20 protein-coding genes and 2 pseudogenes are annotated in these 22296 nt (G+C 68.9%); 14 read left to right on the forward strand and 8 right to left on the reverse strand.

Annotation, left to right across the window (positions count from 1 at the left end; all coding sequences use genetic code 11):
- Positions 1 to 43: 43 nt before the first annotated feature.
- Entirely contained in the window at positions 44 to 2278 is a 2235-nt protein-coding gene (locus ACOQPP_RS02855) for a redoxin domain-containing protein (RefSeq protein ID WP_419165670.1), read from the reverse strand.
- 168 nt (positions 2279 to 2446) lie between these two features.
- On the opposite strand from ACOQPP_RS02855, the gene ACOQPP_RS02860 reads away from it, so the two are divergent.
- Positions 2447 to 4024: a RecQ family ATP-dependent DNA helicase gene (locus ACOQPP_RS02860; RefSeq protein ID WP_420635851.1), complete on the forward strand. Its 1578-nt coding sequence runs from the start codon at positions 2447 to 2449 to the stop codon at positions 4022 to 4024.
- 67 nt (positions 4025 to 4091) lie between these two features.
- Here ACOQPP_RS02860 and ACOQPP_RS02865 read toward each other — a convergent pair whose 3' ends face one another.
- The gene (locus ACOQPP_RS02865; RefSeq protein WP_419165672.1) at positions 4092 to 5159 is read right to left on the reverse strand and encodes a carboxypeptidase regulatory-like domain-containing protein; all 1068 of its coding nucleotides are present in this window, start codon (positions 5157 to 5159) and stop codon (positions 4092 to 4094) included.
- Positions 5160 to 5279: 120 nt separating this feature from the next.
- Between ACOQPP_RS02865 and ACOQPP_RS02870 the strand changes: the two genes are divergently transcribed.
- The 7 genes and pseudogenes from ACOQPP_RS02870 to ACOQPP_RS02900 all read left to right on the forward strand — a co-directional run bounded on the left by ACOQPP_RS02870 (position 5280) and on the right by ACOQPP_RS02900 (position 11790).
- Positions 5280 to 5714: a methyltransferase family protein gene (locus ACOQPP_RS02870; protein WP_419165673.1), complete on the forward strand. Its 435-nt coding sequence runs from the start codon at positions 5280 to 5282 to the stop codon at positions 5712 to 5714.
- On the forward strand, positions 5711 to 6547 hold the full coding sequence (locus tag ACOQPP_RS02875; RefSeq protein ID WP_419165674.1) for a hypothetical protein: 837 nt from the start codon (positions 5711 to 5713) through the stop codon (positions 6545 to 6547). The genes ACOQPP_RS02870 and ACOQPP_RS02875 overlap by 4 nt, the downstream gene beginning before the upstream one ends.
- A gap of 109 nt (positions 6548 to 6656) precedes the next feature.
- The gene (locus tag ACOQPP_RS02880) at positions 6657 to 6809 is read left to right on the forward strand and encodes a hypothetical protein (RefSeq protein ID WP_419165675.1); all 153 of its coding nucleotides are present in this window, start codon (positions 6657 to 6659) and stop codon (positions 6807 to 6809) included.
- Entirely contained in the window at positions 6796 to 9672 is a 2877-nt protein-coding gene (locus ACOQPP_RS02885) for an SDR family NAD(P)-dependent oxidoreductase (RefSeq protein ID WP_420635852.1), read from the forward strand. The genes ACOQPP_RS02880 and ACOQPP_RS02885 overlap by 14 nt, the downstream gene beginning before the upstream one ends.
- A 17-nt stretch (positions 9673 to 9689) precedes the next feature.
- Positions 9690 to 10460, forward strand: a pseudogene (locus ACOQPP_RS02890) (FG-GAP repeat domain-containing protein); the annotation flags it as partial.
- A gap of 1 nt (position 10461) precedes the next feature.
- Positions 10462 to 10599, forward strand: a pseudogene (locus ACOQPP_RS02895) (FG-GAP repeat domain-containing protein); the annotation flags it as partial.
- Positions 10600 to 10869: 270 nt separating this feature from the next.
- Positions 10870 to 11790, forward strand: coding sequence for a sirohydrochlorin chelatase (locus ACOQPP_RS02900; RefSeq protein ID WP_420635980.1), 921 nt, complete (start codon positions 10870 to 10872; stop codon positions 11788 to 11790).
- Between the two features lie 16 nt (positions 11791 to 11806).
- Here ACOQPP_RS02900 and ACOQPP_RS02905 read toward each other — a convergent pair whose 3' ends face one another.
- Positions 11807 to 12997: a M20/M25/M40 family metallo-hydrolase gene (locus tag ACOQPP_RS02905; protein WP_420635853.1), complete on the reverse strand. Its 1191-nt coding sequence runs from the start codon at positions 12995 to 12997 to the stop codon at positions 11807 to 11809.
- Positions 12998 to 13103: 106 nt separating this feature from the next.
- Here ACOQPP_RS02905 and ACOQPP_RS02910 point away from each other — a divergent pair, with 106 nt between their 5' ends.
- Positions 13104 to 14234 carry a YncE family protein gene (locus ACOQPP_RS02910; protein ID WP_419165679.1) on the forward strand — a complete coding sequence of 377 codons (1131 nt, stop codon included), beginning with the start codon at positions 13104 to 13106 and terminating at the stop codon, positions 14232 to 14234.
- A gap of 1 nt (position 14235) precedes the next feature.
- On the opposite strand, the gene ACOQPP_RS02915 is transcribed toward ACOQPP_RS02910, so the two are convergent.
- Positions 14236 to 14520, reverse strand: a complete 285-nt coding sequence (locus tag ACOQPP_RS02915) for a hypothetical protein (RefSeq protein WP_419165680.1) — start codon at positions 14518 to 14520, stop codon at positions 14236 to 14238.
- A 99-nt stretch (positions 14521 to 14619) separates the two neighbouring features.
- On the opposite strand from ACOQPP_RS02915, the gene ACOQPP_RS02920 reads away from it, so the two are divergent.
- Positions 14620 to 15054, forward strand: coding sequence for an OsmC family protein (locus ACOQPP_RS02920; protein ID WP_419165681.1), 435 nt, complete (start codon positions 14620 to 14622; stop codon positions 15052 to 15054).
- A gap of 34 nt (positions 15055 to 15088) precedes the next feature.
- On the opposite strand, the gene ACOQPP_RS02925 is transcribed toward ACOQPP_RS02920, so the two are convergent.
- The 3 genes from ACOQPP_RS02925 to ACOQPP_RS02935 form a co-directional block, all read right to left on the reverse strand.
- Positions 15089 to 15904, reverse strand: a complete 816-nt coding sequence (locus ACOQPP_RS02925; protein ID WP_420635854.1) for a carboxypeptidase-like regulatory domain-containing protein — start codon at positions 15902 to 15904, stop codon at positions 15089 to 15091.
- 132 nt (positions 15905 to 16036) lie between these two features.
- Complete coding sequence (locus tag ACOQPP_RS02930) at positions 16037 to 16201, reverse strand: hypothetical protein (protein ID WP_419165683.1); 165 nt, start codon at positions 16199 to 16201, stop codon at positions 16037 to 16039.
- Positions 16202 to 16295: 94 nt separating this feature from the next.
- Entirely contained in the window at positions 16296 to 16862 is a 567-nt protein-coding gene (locus ACOQPP_RS02935; protein WP_419165684.1) for a DUF6265 family protein, read from the reverse strand.
- A 91-nt stretch (positions 16863 to 16953) separates the two neighbouring features.
- Here ACOQPP_RS02935 and ACOQPP_RS02940 point away from each other — a divergent pair, with 91 nt between their 5' ends.
- The gene (locus tag ACOQPP_RS02940; RefSeq protein ID WP_419165685.1) at positions 16954 to 17325 is read left to right on the forward strand and encodes a hypothetical protein; all 372 of its coding nucleotides are present in this window, start codon (positions 16954 to 16956) and stop codon (positions 17323 to 17325) included.
- Here the strand turns inward: ACOQPP_RS02940 and ACOQPP_RS02945 are convergent.
- On the reverse strand, positions 17315 to 17974 hold the full coding sequence (locus tag ACOQPP_RS02945; RefSeq protein WP_419165686.1) for a class I SAM-dependent methyltransferase: 660 nt from the start codon (positions 17972 to 17974) through the stop codon (positions 17315 to 17317). The genes ACOQPP_RS02940 and ACOQPP_RS02945 overlap by 11 nt on opposite strands.
- A 141-nt stretch (positions 17975 to 18115) precedes the next feature.
- Between ACOQPP_RS02945 and ACOQPP_RS02950 the strand changes: the two genes are divergently transcribed.
- The 3 genes from ACOQPP_RS02950 (at position 18116) to lepB (ACOQPP_RS02960) (ending at position 22130) form a co-directional block, all read left to right on the forward strand.
- Entirely contained in the window at positions 18116 to 20461 is a 2346-nt protein-coding gene (locus ACOQPP_RS02950) for a hypothetical protein (RefSeq protein ID WP_419165687.1), read from the forward strand.
- 49 nt (positions 20462 to 20510) lie between these two features.
- The gene (gene lepB / locus ACOQPP_RS02955; protein WP_420635855.1) at positions 20511 to 21236 is read left to right on the forward strand and encodes a signal peptidase I; all 726 of its coding nucleotides are present in this window, start codon (positions 20511 to 20513) and stop codon (positions 21234 to 21236) included.
- Positions 21237 to 21356: 120 nt separating this feature from the next.
- Positions 21357 to 22130: a signal peptidase I gene (gene lepB, locus ACOQPP_RS02960; protein ID WP_419165689.1), complete on the forward strand. Its 774-nt coding sequence runs from the start codon at positions 21357 to 21359 to the stop codon at positions 22128 to 22130.
- Positions 22131 to 22296 lie beyond the last annotated feature (166 nt).

The raw sequence follows: 22296 nt of genomic DNA on the forward strand, positions 1-22296 counted from the left end.
TACCTCCTGAAGCCCTGTGTCCTGATCGCCGGTTGCGTCCCGGTCAGGGGCTGGTGGTGTCTTCGCGGATCGCTTCCACGCGCCACGAGAACTCTTCGTCCAGCTTGAGCGCGGTGCCGATCTTCACGAACTGCACGTAGCCGTCCGGGTCGACGAACCACGTCGTCGGCCACGCGTTCACGCCGGCGCGGTCCACGTAGTCGTCGTCGACCAGCACCGTGAAGTCGAAGTTGTTCTTCGCCAGATATTCCTCGATCACGTCGTTCGTGCGGTCGTTGCTGATCGAGACCACCCGCACCTCAGGGTCTTCCCGGTAGCGCTCATCGAACTTCTGGTACTCCGGCATCTCGACGACGCACGGCCCGCACCACGTTCCCCAGAAGTGGAGCACCGCGATCTTCCCCTCGAGGTCCGCCGAGTCGACCAATTCGCCATCGAGCCGGGCGAGATGGAATGGCTCGTACGTCCCGGCGGCCTCGACCCGCGACTCCAGGATACGCTCGCGGCGCCGGATCCGGTCCCGTTCGTCCAGGGTGGCGAGGTACTCCTCGATCCCCTCGCGGCCCCCGTTGCGGCGCTCGTAGAGAGCTTCGAGGGCGGTTTCATTGGGGTTCTCGCCCCGGCCGGCTCCGAAGCCCGCGATATAGGAGTCCTCGGCCTGATCCAGCCACTCCGTCACGGCCTCGGCGTCTCCCTCCTCTTCCCTCTCGGCGGCCAGTTGCTCGTACACCTGCCCCAGGTGGTACCTCGCATCCCGGTTACGGTCGGCGATCGCCAGGGCACGCTCGATCGTATGGCGCCCGTCCTCCGTGCGGCCGGCCTTGAAATGGGCCCACCCGATCACATCGTAGATGCCGCTCAGGGCGCCCCGGAGGGCCTGGTCGAACTCGCCTTCCGTGTCGTAGAAATCGCGCGACTCCATGACGCGCTCCAGCATGATGGGCACGCCTTCGCGCACGAGGTCCGCGGCTTCAAGCGCGTAGGGCGTGTGATCGATCATGGCGAGCGGGGCGTCCCCGTACGTGATGTGGGGATTGAGGCGTTCGTACTCCACCATGCCCCGGATGGCCTCGGCCAACTCCTCGGCCGGGACGGGGTCCATCGCCTTGAGCGCAGAGTAGAGGTTGATGTACGCGCCGCCCTTGTAGGTGTCGCCATAGAGCGGCCGGTCCAGGTAGTCATGGACGGCGTCTCGCACGACAGCGAGCTGCGCACGGTATTCCGGCGAGTCCTCCCCGTGCTCCTCTCTGAGCTCGTAGAGCTTTTCGTCCTCCCCCCGCATCTCCGCCAGGTAGACCATTGAGGCGTGATAGCTTCCCGGGTCACGCTCCACGACCCGGGCCTCGAGTTCGGCCGCGCTCTCTTCGTCGTCCATCTCCCGGTACATGGAGGCCATGCCATTCAGGCCGCGCAGCGTCTCGGGGCTCGCCTCCCGGAATGCCCCCATGCTCGCTTCCACGGCCGGGTGGCGCTCTTCTCTCGGGAGGAGTTCGGACATCCACAAGCCCCGCCAGTGCTGGCGCCGCACTTCCATCGACCCCGGCGCGAGGTCGAGGGCCGCCTCCATGAGCGGCGTCCACTCGTCCATGCGACGGGCGTTGTAGGCTTCGTTTGCCAGCCTCATGTATCCGAGCACATGGTCGGGAAACATCTCCCCGAACTCCGTCCAGGTCGCTCGGCTGGAGTCCGCCCATGTCGGATCCTGCAGTTCGTAGCGGGCCTGCGACTCGAGTTCGGCCTTCATGCGGAAGACCTCCGGGGTGGCTCGGGACTCCTCATCCAGCGCCTCGAGAAACTCGCGCGCCGCTTCGAAATCGTCACGCCGCAGCGCCTGGATGTAGAGAAAGGCGAACTCCGGCCGCGGCGAGGCCTCCCACGCCTTCAGGGCCATCTCGTGGGCCGGTTTCGCTTCGCCTTCGACGAGGAGCGCGTAGGCTTTCGTGTAGAGACCCCAGGGATCATCGGGATCGTCCGCGAGGATCGCGTCGGCTTGCTCGTGGACCTCTCTGGACAGCCCCCAGCCCACCAGTTGGTAGGCATAAAGGCCTCGGAGTTCCGCGTCGTGCGGCGCGCGGGCGACCCATTCATCGCCGAACACCTTGCCGGTTTCGAACGTTCGGAGCCGCGCATGGTCCCGAAGCCGGGCCTTGGCCGCCTCGAGCTCCTCGGCCGTATAGTCGGGCGGCGCGCCACCGCCCCCGCACGCGCCGCAAACCAGAAGGATCCCGGTGAGCAGAAGTCCGACCCTCGGGCCGGATCGGGGGGAACGCGTCGACATCGGACACCTCCGGGGCAGGGACATTCTGAGCCACGCGCCGCCTGACTCCTCAACCTGTACAGACGTCGGTATCGCAGAAAGGGTTTCGCGGCGCGCGGGACCTCGCGCGTCTGCCGTCCGCGGGCCCGCCGTTGCGATCCGGTTGAGCCGCGAGCCGAGACTGGTCGTATGTTTGCCGCCATGATCGAACTCCGAACCCCCGACCCCGGATCCGTCCTGCGCGACGTGTTCGGCTACGACGAATTCCGGCCGGGGCAGGCGCACATCATCGACGCGGTGCTGGCGGGGCGGGACTGCATCGGGGTCATGCCCACCGGGGCGGGGAAGTCGCTCACCTTCCAGATCCCGGCGCGCCTCATGCCGGGAACGGTCGTCGTCCTCTCTCCCCTCATCAGCCTCATGAAGGACCAGGTCGACGCGCTGCGCGACCTCGGGTTCCGGGCCACCGCGATCAATTCCTCGCTCGCGCCCGACGAGCGCTGGCGGCGGCTCGCCGGCTTCGAGCGGGGCGCCTACGAACTCGTGTATCTGGCGCCGGAGGCCCTGTCGCCCCGCATGCGCGAGCGGCTGCGGCGGGCGCCGGTGTCGCTGATCGTCGTGGACGAGGCGCATTGCATCTCCCAGTGGGGACACGATTTCCGCCCTTCCTACCGCGCGCTCCAGGGGCTGCGGGACGAACTCCTCGCCGCCAGAGCCGCCGAGATCGGCGAGAACGGGGGCGAGCGTCTGCCGATCCTCGCCCTCACCGCGACCGCCACCCGCCGGGTGGCCGCGGACATCCTGCGCCAACTGGGGATGCGGAAGCCCGACGGATACAAGGGGTCCTTCTTCCGTTCCAACCTGCGCGTCGTGTGTCGAAAGAAGGGGGAGGGGAATACGCGCGCCGAGATTCTGGGGCTCATCCGCCGCCACCGTGGCGAGAGCGGGATCGTCTACTGTCTGTCGCGAAAAGCCGTCGAACAGATGGCCGAGTTCCTGCGCCGCGAGGGGGTCGACGCGGTGCCGTACCACGCGGGGCTCGACGACGATGCGCGGGCCGAGCACCAGGACGCGTTCGCGCGGGACGAGGTCGACGTCGTGGTGGCGACGATCGCGTTCGGGATGGGAATCGACAAGTCGAACGTGCGCTTCGTCATCCACCGCGACATGCCGTCGGACATCGAGTCGTGGTACCAGGAGATCGGACGTGCGGGGCGGGACGGGCTGCCGAGCGACTGCGTCCTCTTCTACTCGTGGGCCGACGTGAAGGTGCGCGAGCGCTTCCTCGACGAGATCGACGACTCGACGGTCCGTGAGGGGAAGCGCAGGGCGGCCGTCGACCTGTTCCGCCTGGCGGACCGCGACGCGTGCCGCCACCGGGGGCTGCTCGCCTACTTCGGCGAGGAGTTCGAGGCGTGCGGGGAGTCGTGCGACGTCTGCACGGGTGTCGGCGTGACCGACCTGGTGGACGTGCTCCCCGTCCTCAAGCGGAAGACGCGGACCTCTAGTGCCCGGCCGCGGACGGCTGCGGTGGAAACCGACCGCTCGCCATCCGACCCGACCTTCCAGCGTCTCCGCACGCTGCGGAAGCAACTGGCCGACGCGCGCGGCGTCCCGGCCTACATCGTGTTCAGCGATCAGGTGCTGTGGGATCTGATCGACCTCCGTCCCCGCACGCCGGAGGACATGCTGCGCGTCCCGGGCATCGGCCCCGCCAAGCTCGAGCAGTACGGCGACGTGTTCCTCGACGCCCTGCGCGACGGCTGAGACGTCGGATACGTATCGCTCCGTCCCGCTAGGCGCAGCGAGATTCCGGAGTTCTTCACGTGTGAGACTATTTGGTCCAGATCACGACGACGCCGCACCCGGAGGCGTATCCGCCGAACTCCGCCGGAAGCGACGCGGCGCCCTTGTATATTTCGAGGCCCGCGATCTCGACCGGTATGACAAAGTCGTCGATCGTATCTTGCGGATTCCGGTTGATCCAGGAGCCGTCGAGATAGATGCTCATCACGCAGTCTTCGTTCGCGAAGCCGACAGACCGTCTCGTATTGACCAATCGGCACTTGGAACGACGGATTCCGCAGGTAAGCTTGATCCCGGATTCATCCGAGATCATGTGAGAGATGAGCACGGGACGGCGGCGCTCGATGTCGGCGGCCGTGTAGAAGGTGCCTCCACTGACCAGCTCTCCCCAGTATTTTCGCTCATAGAAGCCCTTGACTTCCAGCCGGCGCACCCTCGTTGCCGTCGCTACAAGTGGCTCCATCTCCGCCGGGTCCGGAACCAGCCCCACCTCGATGTCGGTGGTGATGCCGAGCGATACGCTGATGGGATGAGAGAGCGGCGCGTAGCCGAGGTGCCGCACGGAGAGTTCGTAGACGCCGACCGGGACGCCGCTCATGATGAACCGTCCGCGCCGGTTGGTCTGGACCGTCTCGGGACGTCCGGTGAGCGACACCGCCGCCGCCGCCACCGGGTCTTCCGTTCTGGCGTCTCGTACCTGGCCGATGAGTCTCCCGGTCCTCCCCGACGCGACGAGGAGTCTGAGTTCGACGTCGCGCGTAACACCGGGTTCCAGGGTGACAACGGCCTCCCCGCTCGAAGCATCGGCGAACTCCGCCCACAGCGTAGCCTGCCGAGTCTCCCCGGGCGCGCAGAGAAACAGGCGGCCATCGGGTTGAGTGAGCTGTCGTACAGGCCTCCGCACCGCCTCCGCCTCCGTCCAGCGCAGCACGACCGTTGCATTGGGAATCGCAATCGACCCGGACTCGTCTCGCACAGCGATCCGCAGGGAGGCCCGGCCGTGGCAGTCCTCCTGCTGGGCCTCCCCGCCCATCGGACTTGCGGCGAGTTGCAATACGAGCAGAGCCGCCCCCGCCACGCCTCGTCGGTGGTCCATGGCAATCCCTCGGGGTTGGCCAGGCGAGATCGTCCCGGCCGCAGCCAAGCGCTTGTACATTCGTCCGGACGACCGGGAGACGCCGGAATCCACGTCGGCGTCACATCGCTGCTATTCTGCGTGCGTCCTGGCGTACGGCGCACCGGCGACCTCCCGCTGCTCGCGGTGGACATCGGGCACTTCCGCTGGCTCGGTGCGGCGCTCGGAGGCTTCGGCGTCTACCTCTATCTCTGGTCGGCCGCGCGCCTGCTCCGGAGGCGGACGTCCGCAGTCCCGGGGGTGGTCCCCACCGTACTCGTGAAGGACGGCTGGTATGCGCAGACGCGCCATCCGCTCCTGCTCGGCGTCGTGCTGGTCCTCCTCGGCGAGGCCGTGTTCTTCTCGTCTGCGTGGCTGCTCGCGTACGCGCTCGCCTACTGGCTGTGGCTGACCGCCTTCGTCGTTCTCAGGGAGGAGCCGGATCTGCGCCGCACGTTCGGCGAGCCCTTCAACGCGTACTGCCGCGGCGTTCCCCGCTGGATTCCGCGGCCCCGTCGCTCGGCGGAGCCTCGATGAGGCCGGACGTCTATTTCCACGTCGGGGCGGGGAGGGCGGCGTCCCGGTGGCTGCAGGAGCAGGTCTTCCCGCGTTTCCGGGGCGTGCGCTACATGCCGCGCAACCGGTTCCGGAAGAGCGCCGGGATCATCGCCAGGGGCGGAGATCTCCCCGTTCTCGTGTCGCGGCAGTTGGGATACCGCGAGTTCACGCCGTCGGTGACGTGGTTCGCGCGCGCGGCGCCGTCGGCTCGGCCGATCCTGATCCTCCGCCGCCACGACGGATGGCTCCGCTCGGTGTACCTGCGGGAGATCAAGGAACTCCGCTACGTCCCGTTCGAGAGCTTCATCGATTTCGAGCGGGACGAGGGGGTCCGTCCCCAGGCCTCGGCCCTCTTCCGTGAACGCATACGCGTTCTGGAAGACCACTTCGAGCATCGACCGCTCGTGCTCTTCTTCGACCGGCTCGTGGCGAATCCGCGGGAGTGCGTGCGCGCGATCGCCGACTATGTGGGGGCGTCGTACGACGAAACGGAGATCGCTTTCCGCCCCGTGAACCGCTCGTATGGCGACAGGCAATACCGGTTCCTGCGGGAGGTGGGCCGGCTCCGGCCGCTCACACGGCGCCACGCGTCCGAGCACCCCGCGCGTCGCTGGCTTCGGGTGCGGTCGCGACGGCTCGCCTGGCACCTCGGCGTGGGTCTCGGACGCGTGGCGCCGGAGTGGGTCCTGAGCCCCGAGCCGCTGCTCACCGACGAACAACTCGAGACGGCCAGGGCTTTCTACGAAGCGGACTGGGAGGCCTGCCTCCAATACGCCCGGGAGCACAATCCGTCTCCCCGGATCGCCGGCTGACGCCACGGCGACGCCCGCGCCCGGCGGTAGTCCCGGACTCGCCGGCCGCGCGCGTTATCCGCACATTCCGGCTCCCGTACTCCAGTTTCCGACCATCCGTGAGGTAGAGATGCTCCCACCGCGTTCACGTGCACCGAGGCCGGCCAAGGACGAGTTCCTGCCGGGGCTTCCGTCCTGGAGGCCGGTAGGTGTGATGGAGCTGTACAGCCCCGGTGTGCTGATCGAGGTCAAGGTGATCGCGGCGGTCGATGAGGACGGCTGACCGGGTGCACGTGCCCCGGGCGGCAGTCGGGGCGCTCGTCATCGGACTCGCCCTCGTCGGTTGCGGCGCGCCCGAGACCCGGCCCGTGGAAGGCGGGTCGACGGCCGCAGCGTACGCGAACGAGAACTGGCCTGTGTACGGGGGCGATCCCGGAGGCCTCAAGTACTCTTCCCTCAACGATATCGACCGCTCCAGCGTAACCGAACTCGAGGCGGCGTGGACATGGGAGACGGGCGAGACGCCGGTCCCCGACGCGGCCAGCCCCATCCAGGGCGAGCGGGTGGCGCCGGGGGCGTTCGAGGCGACGCCGATCGTCATCAACGACACGATGTGGCTCTCGACCCCCTACAACCGCGTCGTCGCCCTCGACGCGGAGACGGGCGAGGAATTCTGGAGCTACGATCCCCGCTCCCGGGAGTGGGGGAACCTCCACTGCGGATGCCGCTTCTGTCACCGAGGGATCGCGCAGTGGAGCGACGGTGGGGAGCGGCGGATCTTCCTCAACACCCGCTGGCGGCTGATCGCGCTCGACGCCGCCACCGGAGCGCCGGTCCCGGGCTTCGGCGACGGGGGCGAGGTCGACCTCACCGAGGGTCTCGCCTGGGACGCGAACCGGCTCCACATCTCCAATACCTCTCCCGCGGTCGTGTTCGAGGACATCGTCATCGTGGGCAGCGGGGTCCCGGACAACCGGATCTACCGGAACAACCCTCCCGGCGATGTACAGGCGTTCGATGCGCGCACGGGCGAGTTGCTGTGGACCTTCCACACGATCCCGAAGGATGGCGAACTCGGGGTCGAGACGTGGGAGGACGAGTCGTGGTCCTACACCGGCTCGGCGAACGTATGGGCGCCGTTCTCGCTGGACGCCGAGCGGGGACTCGTCTACCTGCCCGTCTCCACCCCGAACAACGACTTCTACGGCGGCCACCGGCGGGGGGCGAACCTGTTCGCGGAGTCGCTCGTGTGCCTCGACGCGCGCACGGGCGAGCGGGTGTGGCACTTCCAGACGGTGCATCACGGGCTGTGGGACTACGATCTGCCCGCGCCGCCGGGCCTCGTCACGATCGAGGTGGACGGACGGCGGATCGACGCGGTGGTGGCCGTGGGGAAGACGGCGTTCACGTACGTGCTGGACCGCCTGACGGGCGAGCCCGTGTGGCCGGTCGAGGAGCGCGCCGTGCCCGAGAGTACGGTCCCGGGAGAGGTGCCGTGGCCGACGCAGCCCTTCCCGACGCGGCCGGCGCCTTTTTCCCGGCAGGGCATTACCGAGGATGACCTGATCGACTTCACGCCGGAACTGAGGGCGGAAGCGCTTGAGGTGTTCCGCCGCCACCGGACGGGTCCGATCTTCACGCCGCCCTCGGTCGAGGGGACGATCATGATGCCGGGTCTCATCGGCGGGGCGGGGTGGGGCGCCGCCGCCATCGATCCCGAGAGCGGGCACATGTTCGTGAAAGCGTACGACGACCCGTTCCTCGCCCGGGTCGCCGAGGGGGAAGCGGGCGCCGGCGACGCGGACTATCTGCCGAACTTCGCGAGCACCCTTTCGGTGGCGGGCGGGCTTCCGATCCTCAAGCCGCCGTACGGCACGCTCACCGCGATCGACCTCAACACGGGCGAGCACCTCTGGCAGCGTCCGTTCGGGGACGACTCGGCGATCCGCCGGCACCCGGCGCTGGCGGGGCTCGACCTGCCCCCCATGGGAGGCACGCCGCAGAGCCACGGCACGACCTCGGGCCCGCTGGTGACGGCGGGCGGGATCGTGTTTCTGGCCGGCGGGACGCCGTGGCTCGAAGCGATGGATGTGAGCGACGGCCGCACGCTGTGGCGGGGCGATCTGGCCGGCGGCCTGGGGCGCGGCAACCCGATGACGTACCGCACTCGTGCCGGGCGGCAGTTCGTCGTGGTCGCGACCTCCGCAGACGGGCAGGTCGATTCGAAACTCCAGGCCTTCGCCCTCCCCCCCCCGGTGAGTGGAGCCATGGGCACAGGCGACCAAGTGAGCCTCAAGGGACAGATCGCCCTCGTTACCGGGGCGAACTCCGGTGTCGGCAAATCAACGGCGGAGTTGCTCGTCCGGGCGGGTGCGGACCTGACCATGATCTGCCGCAGCCGCAAGCGCGGAGATGCGGCGCTGGCGGAGATGCGGCGGGCAGGTGCCGCCGCGGGCGCCGAGGTTCGCCTCGAAATCGCCGATCTGTCGCGCTCGGCCGATGTACGGGCGCTCGCCGGGCGCCTGGCCGCTCGGCTGCCCGCGATCGACATCCTCGTGAATAACGCCGGCGTGTGGCTGCACCGCCGCGAGATCTCGCCGGAGGGTTTCGAGATGATGTTCGCGACCAACCACCTTGGCCATTTCCTCCTCACCCACCTGCTCCTCGACGGCCTCGCGGCCGGGCGCGGCCGGATCGTCAACGTGAGTTCCGATGCGCACCGCTACGGCGATCTGCGGCGGGCCGGGCTCGAAGCCATCGCGCGCGGCGACGCCTGGAGGGGAGGCTTCAAGTCCTACGGAGACACGAAGCTGGCCAACGTCCTCTTCACGTTCGAGTCGATTCGGAGGTGGGAAGACCGGGGGATCACCGCCAACACCCTGCACCCGGGGACGCTCCGGACGCGGATCGCGAGCCGGAACCGGAGTACACTGGGTCTCCTGATGCGCATGACCAGGAGTTTGCTGACCCGGCCCGAGGTCGGAGGCCGCGCCGTCATGCGGCTCGTCGCGGAACCCGCCCGCGACGACGTGACCGGACGGTACTTCAAGGTCGAGGAGGAAGTCCGCGCCCAGGCGCAGGCGTACGATGCCGATCTGGCCCGGGAATTGTGGGAGCGCAGTCTTGCATGGACCGGCGCCGCGTGATGCCCCGGCTCCGCGTGATGCCCCGGCGGAGTCCCGCGCTCCTCGCCCTATGCGCCCTCGCGGCCCTTCCGTGCACCGCGCGCGGCGTCAGCGGCCAGCAGGAGCGGACGTTCCGGCCGCTCGGCCCGCTCGGTCCCGAGAGCCGGCTCTCGGCCTCGGTCAGTCTGGGCGACGTGGACGGCGACGGCGCGCTCGACATCGTCGTCGCCAACGGCCGCCACTGGCCCGAGCAGAACCGGATCTTTCTGAACGACGGACGCGCGGGTTTCACGCTGGCCCGCCGGCTGGGGGACGAGGAGGACGGCACGTACGCGGCCCCCCTCGCCGACTTCGACGGGGACGGCGACCTCGACATCGCGACCGGGAACGATCGCACCCGTAACCTCGTGCTCCTGAACGATGGGGCCGGACGCTTCGAGAGGAGCGGCACCTTCGGCACTCCGAGTTCGACCCGGAGTCTCACTCTGGCGCACCTGGACGGCGACGCGAACACGGACATCCTCGTCGTCAATCGGGGTCGGCAGAACTTCATCTTCCGGGGCGACGGGGCCGGCGCCTTCGACGAGGGGACGCCGTTCGGGGCGGGGGACGACTCCACGATCGATGTCGCGGCGGCGGATCTCGACGCGGACGGGGACCTGGATCTCGTCCTCGCCAACCGGGACGGCGGGGCCAACGCGATCCACTGGAACGACTCCGGCGTCTTCGATCGGCGCACGGTCTACGGCACCGGCAGCGACGAGACGCGCGGCGTCGCGGTCGGCGACGTGAACGGCGATGACTTCGCCGATGTCGTCGTGGCCAACATCGGTGAACTACTTCAACCGGGGCACGCAGACGGGCGAACCGTTGGAGGAGTTCCGGTTCGGCTGCGAGGACTGCAGTACCTACGGGGTCGCGGTCGGCGATCTGAACGGGGACGGTTTCCCCGAGATCATCACCGCGAATTCGGGTGCGCCCAACCTGATCTTCGCCAACCTGCCCGCGAGCGGAGAAGAGCGCCGCCAATCCTTGCGACGTTCGCTGCGAGGGAACTTTTTTCTTCCGATCCTCCTATATGAGAACGAGTCTCATTGTCGGTATCCGTGTCACTATCAGCGCAGGGGTAACCAGATGACCGCTCGCCTGCCCCGGACGCGTACGCCGAACGCTGCTCTCGCCGTGCTCTGGGCGTTGAGCGGATGCGCGTCCGCGAACGTGTCTCCCCGGTTCGCCGAACCTGTCGCGGGTCCGGAAGCCAACCCGCCATCGGCCGCCGCCGAGACTCGTCCCGGGGTTCTCGTCATGGCCCACGGGGCGGGTGAGGACTGGAACGGTCGGGTAGAGGCCGCCCTCGAGCCGCTACGCGACCGGATCCCCGTGGCGCTGGCTCTGGGCATGGCGGACCCGGGCACGCTGCAGGCCGCGCTGCATGTCCTCGAGGATGAGGGGGTCAACACCGTGGCCGTGGTGCGACTGTTCGTCTCGGGCGCCTCCTTTCTGCACCCGACGGAATTCCTCCTCGGACTGCGCCCCGACGCCCCGCGCATGGCGATGGTGGGGCACCGCATGGTCGACGGGTCGGAACTCGACCCGCTTGCAACGAGCGGCCGGATCCTGCTGACGCGGGAAGGTCTCGCGGGTTCCGACGAGGTAACGGGCATTCTCCTCGACCGTGCCGGCTCGGCCGGCCCACACCCGCCGGAGACCGGCCTCCTGCTCCTCGCGCACGGCATGGGAGCCGAGGCGGAGAACCGGCAACTCCTCGATGCCATGCAGCGGAGTGCACGGGCGCTGCGGTCCGCGGGATACGGCGAGGTGCGGTTGGCCACCCTCAGGGAGGATTGGGCCGAGGCAAGGGCGGAGGCGGAGCGGGGGATCCGGGCGGCGGTCGCCGACATGGGCGAACGCGGACGCCGGGTCCTGGTGGTCCCGTACCGCGTATCGGGGTTCGGCCCCTACGCAGGGGTCCTCGAAGGTCTCGAATACACCCCGACCGAGGGCTTCCTTCCGCACCCCCTGATCACAAGCTGGATCGCAGCCCGGGTCACTTCGGCCCTCTGTTCGGCCGACCTGTTCTCGCCGCTCGCGCCGTGCGAGAGCGTGGCCGGTGAACCCGCACGTCAGCCGGGCCTGTGACGGCTATCGGGATCCTTCAGCGGCAGTAGTCGGCGGCGGCCTCGGCGAGGATTTCGGCGAGGCGCGCGCACGAGTCGAGGTCCACCCATTCCACGTCCGCGTGGGCGCCTGCGCCGCCCGGTCCGATCACGACCGAGTCGACCCCCGCCGCCTGCGTCAGGGCCGAGTCCATCCAGGGGGCATCGCCGATCACCGCCGGATCCCGGCCCAGCACCCGGCGAGCCGCGTGCGACACGCAGGCCGCGATCGGCGCCTCCGGCGTGGTCTCGAAGGGTTCGCGGTGGAAGAAGGTCGACCCTTCGACCTCCAGCGACGGGTCCTCCGCGCGCAGATCGTCGAGAAGGCGCGAGATCTCGCCTTCCACGGAGGCCTGTGTCTCGGGCGGCACGGTGCGCCGCTCGATCCGGAGCGTGCAGCGCGGGGAATAGGTGCTGATCCCGGTCCCGCCCTCCACGAGCGCCGCGTGCATCGAGGGGGGGCCGAGCAGCGGATGGCCCGGGCGCGCGAGGAGTGCCTCGATCAGCGCCTCCAGCCGGTGCAGGACGCGGCCCATGCGAAGGTTCGCGTCGATGCCATCGCGGTAGCGGCTCCCGTGGACGGCGCGGCCCCGGGTCGTGATCTCGATCCAGGTGAAGCCGCGGTGAGCGACGCAGAGATCCAGGGAGGTGGGCTCTGTGATGATCGCCGCGTCGAAATCCAGTTCGCCCCGCGCGCGCCGCGCCACCAGGTCGGCGGTGCCGAGGCTCGCGTACTCCTCGTCGGCGACCGCGGCCACGAGGACGTCCCCGGCGAGGCGGGTTCCGGAGTCCCGGAGGAGCCGCGCCGCCTCGATACAGGCGGCGAGCGCGCCCTTCATGTCGTAGGCGCCGCGCCCGTACAGCCGGCCGTCCTCGACCCGGGCCGCGAACGGATCCTCCATGCCCTCCACGCCCACCGTGTCGTAGTGCGCGTTGAGCATGAGGGTGGAACCGCCCCCCGTGCCCGGAAGGCGTCCGACGACGTTGGGGCGGCCCGGCTCCGGTTCGTAGCGGTCCACGGTGAGCCCCGCCTCGCGCATGTGGCGGGTCGTCACGCCGGCGATCGCGGCTTCCCCCGGGGCTCCGGGCACGAGGGTCGGGTTCACCGAGTCCGTGGAAACGAGGTCCGCGAGCACGGCCGTGAGGCGATGGGGGTCGACGGAGAAGGTCATGATGGCATAATGTTCCATGGGAGGATCGGGACAAGCCCGCCCGGGCACCTGGCCCGCCGCGCCGGGTAGTTCAGGTGGACATCGCGAAGCTTCCGGGACTCACTCCAACTCCCGGGCAGAGACCGTGCCCGCCGCGGAAGAAGGGAAGACGGTGCGGACGACCTCGAGACTCCTTCACGCTCCCCTCACGATCCCCGTTCTCGGTCTCGCACTCGCCACTCCCGTCGCCGCCCAGCGCACGCTCTCCCCGGAAGGTCCCGCAGGCGGCCCCCGGCTCATCCCCCTGCTGACGTCGGGCGCGGCGGCCCCGAGGGCGCTGCTGGTGGACCCCCTCCGCTACCGCGTCGTGGCCAGCCTCCCCACCGGCCCCGACGCCCGCGGCGTGGCTCTGAGTCCGGACGGCCGCTTCGCGTACGTGACGAGCTACGCCTGGGAGCCCGAGCCGGCGGGGCGGCGGGGCGCCGCGTTGTCGTCGGATGGAGGTGCGGGCGCGCCGTCTCTGAGGCGCGGGGTGACCGTCATCGACCTCGAAGCACGGAGCGTCCACGCGGTCTTCCAGCCGCGGGACTACCGGCAGCTCGGTGCGATCGCGGTCGGAGAGGGCGGGGCCCGGCTCTGGATGACGAGCGAAACGGAGCACGGCGTGGTGGAGGTCGACGCGCGGACCGGCGAAGTCATGATGCTGTGGAGGACCGGGGGAGAGGGCGCGACCGACATTGCGGTCAGTCGCGATGGACGTCGCGTGTTCACGACGAATTCCGGGTCGGACGACGTCGCCGTGATCGACCGCTTGACCGTCCTGTCGAGGCGGGTCCCGACGGGTCGGCGGCCGGGCGGCGTCGCGGTCGCACCGGCGGGCGACGAAGTGTGGGTCGTGAACAGCGGAGATCACACGATCAGCGTGCTCGGCGACTTCGACGATCCTCGAGAGTTGAGGCGGTTCCCGAGCGGCGGTGAGGAACCCGTGCGGATCGCCTTTCATGCCGGGCGACAGGAGGCGTGGATCTCGCACCGAGCCAGCCGCACCGTCACCGTTGCGGCCATGGCCTCCGGGGAGAGGATCGGCGAGATCTACCTGCCCGGCGAGCCACGGGAGATCCTCTTCTCCGACGATGGGGCGCGCGCCTACATCCTGTCGCCGGCCAGCCAGCGCGTGTACACGATCGCGGTGGCGTCCCGTCGCCTGGTGAGTTCGTCGGGCCCGGCCGCTACGCCGCGCCCGCAGCCGTCCGCAGGCGCCCGCGGCCCCTGGTGACTCAGGGGCTCGGGAGGCGCTTGATTTCGCGCCTGCCCGCCGCGACCCCGGCCCCGATTCCGATGCCGAACAAAATGGCGGTGATCGGGTTCAAGATGGGAAGAACGGCGGCCGGCAGTGCGACGGCCCAGCCCGCGACGCCTGCCAGGACGGGAACGCCGCGCCGGTGCACGCCGTCGACGAAGCGCAGGCGTCGGTGGACGAACTTCTTCATCGTCACGTACCCCCCGATGGACAGCACGCCCGTGACGATGAGCCAGAGAAAGTTTCCAATGAAATCGAGCATGTGGCACCTCCTGAAGAACCCGTACGCCCCCCGTCCGGGAGCGGTTTCAGCGGCGCGAGGCTATGTTTGCAGCGTTCGTCTCCAGCCGGAGGGAGCGTGATGAGCCTCGAAGAAACCCGCGAAGAAACGCAACTCCGCTGGAACGGCGGCCTCGAATTCACGGCCGAACGGGCCGGCTTCGAGACGCGGATCGACGGGGATCAGCGGGTCGCCCCGAGCCCCGTCGCCCTGCTCGTCGAAGCGGTCGCCGCGTGCGCCGCGATCGATGTCGTCCACATCCTGCAGAAGGGACGCCAACCCCTCAGCGCGCTCTTGGTCACGACCCGGTTCCGTCGCTCGGACACGGTGCCGCGCTACGTGAAGGGGCTGAAGTTCGAGTTTCACTTGGCCGGGCAGGTGGACGAGGCGAAGGCGCGGCGCGCCGTCATGCTCTCGTTCGAGAAATACTGCTCGGTCTACCATTCGCTCCGGAAGGACATGGAACTCGAATGGACGCTGTCCCTGAACGGCGAGCCCGCGGGCGGGCGGGACTGACGACGAAACCCTCGCGGGTCGCCCGGGATCGGGGCTACTCGAACGGCTCGGGGAGGTCGCCGGCCCAGTCCAGAAAGCCGGGGCCGCCCGGCGTCCACACCACGATCGCGCCGCACGTGGAGCCCGTGCGCAGGAACTCCATCGGCGTCTCGACGTCGCGCTTGTAGACCTCGACCGCGCCCAGGTCCTCCTTCGGGAGATCGTCGAACTGCATCCCCGACTGGTACATCCCGTCGAGGTAGAGCGCCGGCGGACACCCGAGCCGGGCCCCCTGCCCCAGATAGACTTCGGCGCGCCCGTACTCGATGCGGCCGACGGAGACGTTCGGTTCGCCGCGCAACAGATCGCTGGGGAGTCGCGGGTTCCGGGTCCTGATCTCGCGCGGCGTGTAGAACGTCCCGAACCCCTTCTCCATGCGCTCCACGAAGCCGGTCAGGTTCCGGGCGCGGCGGGTTTGCCGAACCTCGACCGTCAGGTCCGCGATGCGAACGACGGTGCGGGAAAGCGTCAGCGTCACCCGGGTCGTGAGGTCGGGCTGAAGTTCGAGGACGGCGTAGCTCGGTTCGTAGCCGATGAAACGGATCTCGAGCGAGTCGCTCCCGGCGGGCGCATTGGGGATCCGGAAGTTCCCCCCGGCGTCGGTGATCGCGCCGGCCAACCTCCCCATGAACTGGACCGTGGCGCCCTCGATCGGGAGCCCGGTCGAGGCGCTCACCACCTGGCCGATGAGTTCGCCGGTGCGCCGTTCCGCTTCTTCCTGCGCCGAGATCGACCCCAGCGGCACGACACCCGCCGCCAGGGTCAGCGCCGCGAGCAGGCCCCACCTGATTCGTAACCGCAATACACTCACGTTGCCCCCGCCTGTCGAGGCCCGGACCGTCTCCCCGAGGTCCGGACCGTCTCCATAAGGATGGCGATAATGATGGCGATTCCTCGCCTCCGGTTCAATTCCCGGCCACCTCGGGCCGATCGCCGCCGGCTGTTACACCCGGCAGGCCATATCCTGCCCGCAGCACATCGGCGACTTCACCATGCCGTGGCCCGCGGGGCATTTCGAGACGTGGACGGCGCTGCCGTCATCCTTGACCAGCGTATCGTGGGCCAGTGCCGCGCCGCACTGGCCGCACGTCATCGTCCCGATGCTCATCCCGCACTCGTCGCAAGCGTAAGCCGCCATTCGAGGTTCCTCCTCCGAGGGGTTCATGAATTCAAAACGTTTGACATGGTCTCCGGAATACGGTTCAGCGCCGCGTCATCGCCAACACGGTGGGGGGGGCGCCGCCGCTCCCGTGAATCGTCACGCGCAGCTGGTCCTCCGCCGGACTCTCGTAGGTGAACCACAACAATCCGTTCTCGGGGGGCTCCGGGGCCGTATTCCGGAACGTCGCCTGGCGCCCTTCCAGCTCCGTGAGACGAAACTCGAGCGCAGTCTCCTCGCGGGGCGTCCAACCGCGTCCCACGTGCTTGAAGCGATAGTAGATCTCGCCGTCGTCGTCCTGCTCGAGCAGAAGCAGCTCATACATGATCGCGAGACCGTCCCGCACGAGCCGGAAGGACCCGGACATCGACCGGCCGGCCGGGCTGAACCACGCCTCCTCGATCTGTCCCCCCATCGCCTCTCCGCCCCAGTGGCCCGCGATCCAGGCGAGATCTTCGAGATTCGCCGCCCCGCTCCCGGTCGTAATCCCGTCGGCCGACGCGTCGTCGGCCGGGGCCGCGAGCGCGAGGCCGATGACCGCGAGCGGGATGCCGATCCAACTCAAGGCGACGGAAGCCGTTGGCCGCCTGCGGGACGAGTGTGGTCTCATCGATTTCCTCCGGGACGACGCCTCGCGCGGTGGCGGGCATGGGCGATTCGAGATTTGAGAAACTGCGAAACGAACCGCATCTTCGCACGCCATGAAAGCCGCCGTAAAGATCACCGTGAAGATCACCGGGTCGATCGTCGTGTGCCTGCTGGCGGGTCTCGTCGGACTGGCCCTCGTGTTTCGCGACCTGCCGGTCGGTCCGGGAGCGGGCCTCATCGCGCTCGGTGGTCTGTTCTACCTCGCCGTCGGATTCGCACTCACCCGGTGGCACGGGGGGGCGCGTCCGCTCCTCTGGGGGCTGGCTCCCGGCTGGGGTCCGGGCCTCCTCGGCCTCATCGGCGTCTGGGTCTCCGCCACGGATCCCGCGTCGGGCCACTGGGCCCTGGCTCTCCTCTTCCTCCTCGGTCCCGGGGTCGCGGGCCTGGCCGGGGCCTCTCTGGCGCGAAGAACGCTCAGCGCCTGACGCGCCGCGGGTTTGTGAGTCGCCTCCCGCTGGCCCGGCGGGCCGCGCCGAGGTAGACGGACCCCAGCGCCCGGGGTACGCCGGGCATGATGAAACGCTCGAGTTCGGTGATCCGGAACCCGGCGCCCTCGATCTCCTCGTCGATCTTCCGGTTCACGTTGCAGCCGCAGGCGACGAGATTCTGAATGGGATTGACGGCATCCTGCAGGCGGGCCACCCACGGCCCGCCGTTCCTCCCGTGTTCGAGGAAGAGGAGTTCCCCCGCGGGCTTGAGTACCCGTCTCATCTCGACGAGCGCCGTCGGCAGCCGCTCGATCGAACACAGCGTCCAGGTGCTCGCCACGGTGTCGAAGTGGCCGTCGGGGAAAGGCAGTCGGTCCGCCGCGTCGCGCGTGATGCGCTCCACGCGGAAGGGGGCCTCGGCGACGCGCCCGCGCACGCGGCGTTCGAGCACCGCCGCGGGATCGAGGCCGGTGACCCGGCGCACGGACTCCGGATAGCAGTCGAGGTTCAATCCGGTCCCGAAGCCGACCTCCAGCACCTCTCCATGCGCGCGAGCGAGCGCCCGGCGCCGATAGCCGCGGTGCACTTCGCCCTTGAGGCCGCTCTCCATGAGACGCGGGAAAATGTGCTCGGAATAGATGCCCATTTGCCGGTCCGGTGACGTCGTAGCCTATTGAAACGTCTGCTGAAACATAGACGTAGCACTCCCTGGCGGGATGCATCCACGCTCGAGGGCGGTCGGGTCGCTCATGAGCCGCCGACCGGAACGTCTTCACGAGGGATGGGATTGAATCGAGCGCGTCGCGCCATGTGTGCCCTCTCGCTGGCGGCCCTGTGGCACGCCTCCGGCGGGTCGGGCGACGCGGACGCCCTCCAGGAGCCGCCGCCGACCCCGGGCGCCGCCGGTTTGCGGCAGGTGCCGGCCGACGCCTACGCCGACGACGGCGTGGCGGCCCTGATCGAACGCGCGCGGGCGCAACGCAAGGCCCGGGCCGACGGACTGACCAGCTTCGAACTGACGTACCGCGAGCGGATCTACGCGGGGCTCGGCGGCCGGGCGCTCCGGCGCGAACGGGCCATGTTTCACCAGGAGCGCGCGGCGCGCATGCGCTGGGCGGCCGAGGGCGACCACATCATCCGCTGGCTGGGGGTGCGGCGGGGCGTGCCGATCGCCGGCCTGGGCGTCGAGTTCGAGGACGACCTGCGCGAGGATGACGCCTTCGACCTCGACTTCGACATCCTCGATCCGGCCAGCGAACACGTGGCGATCGGCTCGGACTGGGCGCTCCACCCGCTGGCCGACACGGCCGCCCTCCACTACCGCTACCGCTCCGGCGACACGCTGAGAATCCGCTTTGCCGGCTCGGACCGCACGGTGACCCTGATCGAAGCGGTCGTGGAGCCGCGCGAGGGCCGCTTCGACCGCATCGCGGGCTCCTTCTGGTTCGATGCCGATGCCGGCGTCCTGACCCGGGCCGCCTACCGTCCCGCGATCGAGTACGACTTCGACCGAGAGCAGCCGGAGGATGCGGATGACGTGCCAGGGTTCGTGAAGCCCATCCGGGCCAGGGTCGACTTCATCACGATCGACTACGGACTCCAGGAACTCCGCTGGTGGCTGCCGAACCGTATGGCGTTCGACGCCACGGCCACCGTGGCGGGGCGGTGGAGCGTGCCTGTGCGCTTCGAATGGACGTTCGAGGACTATCTCGTCGACCGGGAGCAGACACTCGATCCGGGAGAGACTCTCCCTCCGGGCTGGACCCGCTGGGTTGACCGGGACGAGGAGACCCCGACTTCCGAAGCCGACACGCTTGAGGCTTCCGCGGTAGGGACTCGGGTCGGGATTCGGGTCGGGCGCCGGGCGGAGCGCCGGGGGGAGCCCGACGCCGAGCGGACCCGCGACGACCCGCTCACCGCGGAAGCGGATTCGCTGCCGGAGAATTCGCGGCCGGTGGTGATCATCGTCCCTCCCATCAACGAGCTCGTCGCGGCTCCGGAACTGCTGGAACCCCTGTTCTCCCCGGGGGTGGTCGCGTTCGAGGCGAACGAGCTGAACCAGTTGAAGGATCGCCTCTCGTCGCTCCGCATCCCGGCGGCCGGCGCGCTCGCCCCGCGTCTCGACCTGATTCCGGGGCTGGGCAGGCTCCGCTACAACCGGGTCGAAGGTCTATCGCTGAACGCCCGGTTCGGCTGGCCCACGGGCAATTCCTCGGAGTTCGCGGTCACGCCCCGGATAGGGATCCCCGAATGGGAGCCCGGGGTGGAAGTCGGGTGGCGCCGGCAGACCGCGCGCGGCGGCTTCGGGATCACCGCGTACCGTCGGCTGACCGACCTCGGGGACTGGGGTCGACCTCTCTCGCTGGGGAACTCGTTCAACAGCCTGATGCTGGGGTACGACGAAGGCCTCTACTTCCGCGAGACCGGGTTCGAACTCTCGGCCAGCCGGCAGGGTGCCCGCACCCGGGTCGAGGCGACGCTGTTCGCGGAGCGCCACCAGAACGCCCCCAAGCGGAGCGACGCGTCGCTCCCGAACCTCTTCGGCGACGCGACCTTCCCCGATAACATCTTCGCCGAGCGTGGCGACATCGCCGGCATCTCGGGCCGATGGCGGGCGTTCAGTTCCGTCGACCCCGGGGTTCCGGTCCTGAGCGGTTCGGCGTGGGGTGAAGCCGCGACGGGAGACTTCGGCGACTACGGCCGGGTGGCGGTCTCGGCGGCACTCCAACTCCCTCTGGGGCTGTGGAGCCTGGCGCTGGAGGGTGCGACGGGAAGAGTGTTCGGCGAGCCGCCGCTCCAGCGGCACTTCCACCTCGGCGGGTCGTACACGCTGCGGGCCTTCGACCCCGGGGCGGCCGCCGGGGAGAGCTTCCGGCTCGGCCGCGTCGAACTGGGACGCGGTTTCCGGATCGGCGACCCCGCGTACGACGTGGGCGGCAGCGCGTTGCGTGTGACGGCCTTCTGGGATGCGGCATGGGCGGGGCCCCGGGACGGCTTCGGAACCGAGGGCTGGCGCTCGAGCGTCGGGGCCGGCTTTTCGATCATGGAGGGTCTGTTCCGGATCGACATCGCCCGCGCCGTACGCGGCGGCGATACCTGGCGGCTCCATCTCTACACCGACGGAATCATGTAACCTTCCGGCGCAAGGGGCGCCGGCAGTCCCCCCGGGAGGTCAGGTGATCATGGCACGAAATCGGAAAACGAAGCGGCCACCCGCTCCGCCACGGTTCAGCCGGGCGTGGTTTGTCGGTTGGACCCGCTCGCTGACTCTCGCGGCCGTCATGCTGTTCTTCTTCCGGACATTCCTCTTCGCCAGTTTCGTCATCACGTCGGGATCGATGAGAGAGACACTGCTCGTGGGTGACTTTCTGCTCGTGAACAGGGTGTCGCTGGGCTCCACGATCCCGTTCACGGACTTCCGGGTTCCGGGATACGCCGAGCCGGAACACGGCGGCATCATCGTGTTTCGAGCCGATCACTCGCCCGGGCTCGACATCGTCAAGCGCGCCGTCGGCCTTCCCGGCGACACGCTCCACATGGCGCGCGGCGTCCTCTACCGGAACGGAAGCGAGGTCGACGAATCCTACGTGCTCCGGGACGCTCGGATCCCCGACGCATCGGACATACGGATGATGTGGCAAACCGCGCATCTGTTACCCGAGGCACGGCCAGGGTACCAGCCCACGCGGGACAACTGGGGGCCGATCGTCGTTCCCCAACAGCGCTATTTCATGCTCGGGGACAATCGCGACGACAGTTTCGACTCGCGGTTCTGGGGATTCGTCGAACGAAAAAAGATGCGGGGGACGTTGTTCTTCATCTACTACTCGTACGACCGGAAGGCACCGAAGCCGGCGCGCTTCCTGACGACGATGAGGCCGGAACGGATCGGTCCCTCTCCCGACTAGCCACCTCAATTGGCCACCTCAATGGTTTGCGCGGCGGACGCCGGGCTCGCAGAGTAGCGTCCCCTCGATGACGATGAAGCCCGGCGCCGCAGGTGCCACTGGAACGAGCGGCGGAGAGTAATGGCACGAGGCCGGAAAGCGAGAGACACGATCCGCGAAGGGAGCGAAGACGAGGGATCGAAGCGGAAGCGTCCGCCACCGCCCCCGCGTTTCAGCGGCGCCTGGTTCCGCGACTGGGCCCGCACCCTGCTCGTCGCGGCCATCATCTTTTTCGTTTTCCGGAGCTTCCTGCTTGCGACGTTCGTCATTACGTCGGGCTCGATGGAGGGCACCCTGCTGGTCGGCGATTTCCTGCTCGTGAACAAGATGTCGCTCGGCTCGCCCGTTCCTCTCACGGACTTCCGCGTCCCGGGGTACAAGGAACCGAAACACGGCGACATCATCGTATTCCGGGCCGACCACTCCCCTGGACTCGACATCGTGAAGCGTACCGTGGGCCTGCCGGGGGACACGCTGTGGATGGAGAACGGCGTCCTTCACCGGAACGGGGCCGCGATCGAGGAGCCCTATGCCCTCCGGAATCGCCGCCAGCCGGATTCCGGGGACCCGATGATGTTGTGGCAGACCGATTACCTGGTGCCGGACCCGGCTCGCGAGGAATACGAGCCGACGCGGAACAACTGGGGACCGATCGTCCTCCCCGCGGAGCGCTTCTTCATGCTGGGGGACAACCGCGACTCGAGCTTCGACTCGCGGTTCTGGGGCTTCGTGGAGCGGAAGAAGATGCGGGGCACGCCGATCTTCATCTACTACTCGTACGACCGGGAGGCGTTGAGGCCGATCCGCTTCCTCACGGCGATGAGACCCGGCCGGGTCGGGCCATCCCCGGACTAGCGGCGCGAGGCAGGGTCACCCCGGCGGTACGGAGCCGGAGCGGGTCCGGCGACCGCCTTCAGAGCTTCTTCAGCAGCTTCCGAATGACGAACGCGGCGACGAGAATCGCGATCTTCCTCATGGTCTCCTTCTCCCTTCTCAGGGGGTGTGGACGCCAATGTGGAGC

This window comes from Candidatus Palauibacter sp. (assembly GCF_965222475.1).
Classification (GTDB): Bacteria; Gemmatimonadota; Gemmatimonadetes; order Palauibacterales; family Palauibacteraceae; genus Palauibacter.

Coding starts and splice junctions, on each gene's coding strand:
- ACOQPP_RS02855 (WP_419165670.1), bottom strand. CDS start 2,278: ATGTCGACGCGTTCCCCCCGATCCGGCCCGAGGGTCGGACTTCTGCTC.
- ACOQPP_RS02860 (WP_420635851.1), top strand. CDS start 2,447: ATGTTTGCCGCCATGATCGAACTCCGAACCCCCGACCCCGGATCCGTC.
- ACOQPP_RS02865 (WP_419165672.1), bottom strand. CDS start 5,159: ATGGACCACCGACGAGGCGTGGCGGGGGCGGCTCTGCTCGTATTGCAA.
- ACOQPP_RS02875 (WP_419165674.1), top strand. CDS start 5,711: ATGAGGCCGGACGTCTATTTCCACGTCGGGGCGGGGAGGGCGGCGTCC.
- ACOQPP_RS02880 (WP_419165675.1), top strand. CDS start 6,657: ATGCTCCCACCGCGTTCACGTGCACCGAGGCCGGCCAAGGACGAGTTC.
- ACOQPP_RS02885 (WP_420635852.1), top strand. CDS start 6,796: ATGAGGACGGCTGACCGGGTGCACGTGCCCCGGGCGGCAGTCGGGGCG.
- ACOQPP_RS02905 (WP_420635853.1), bottom strand. CDS start 12,997: ATGGAACATTATGCCATCATGACCTTCTCCGTCGACCCCCATCGCCTC.
- ACOQPP_RS02915 (WP_419165680.1), bottom strand. CDS start 14,520: ATGCTCGATTTCATTGGAAACTTTCTCTGGCTCATCGTCACGGGCGTG.
- ACOQPP_RS02920 (WP_419165681.1), top strand. CDS start 14,620: ATGAGCCTCGAAGAAACCCGCGAAGAAACGCAACTCCGCTGGAACGGC.
- ACOQPP_RS02930 (WP_419165683.1), bottom strand. CDS start 16,201: ATGAGCATCGGGACGATGACGTGCGGCCAGTGCGGCGCGGCACTGGCC.
- ACOQPP_RS02935 (WP_419165684.1), bottom strand. CDS start 16,862: ATGAGACCACACTCGTCCCGCAGGCGGCCAACGGCTTCCGTCGCCTTG.
- ACOQPP_RS02940 (WP_419165685.1), top strand. CDS start 16,954: ATGAAAGCCGCCGTAAAGATCACCGTGAAGATCACCGGGTCGATCGTC.
- ACOQPP_RS02945 (WP_419165686.1), bottom strand. CDS start 17,974: ATGGGCATCTATTCCGAGCACATTTTCCCGCGTCTCATGGAGAGCGGC.
- lepB (WP_420635855.1), top strand. CDS start 20,511: ATGGCACGAAATCGGAAAACGAAGCGGCCACCCGCTCCGCCACGGTTC.
- lepB (WP_419165689.1), top strand. CDS start 21,357: ATGGCACGAGGCCGGAAAGCGAGAGACACGATCCGCGAAGGGAGCGAA.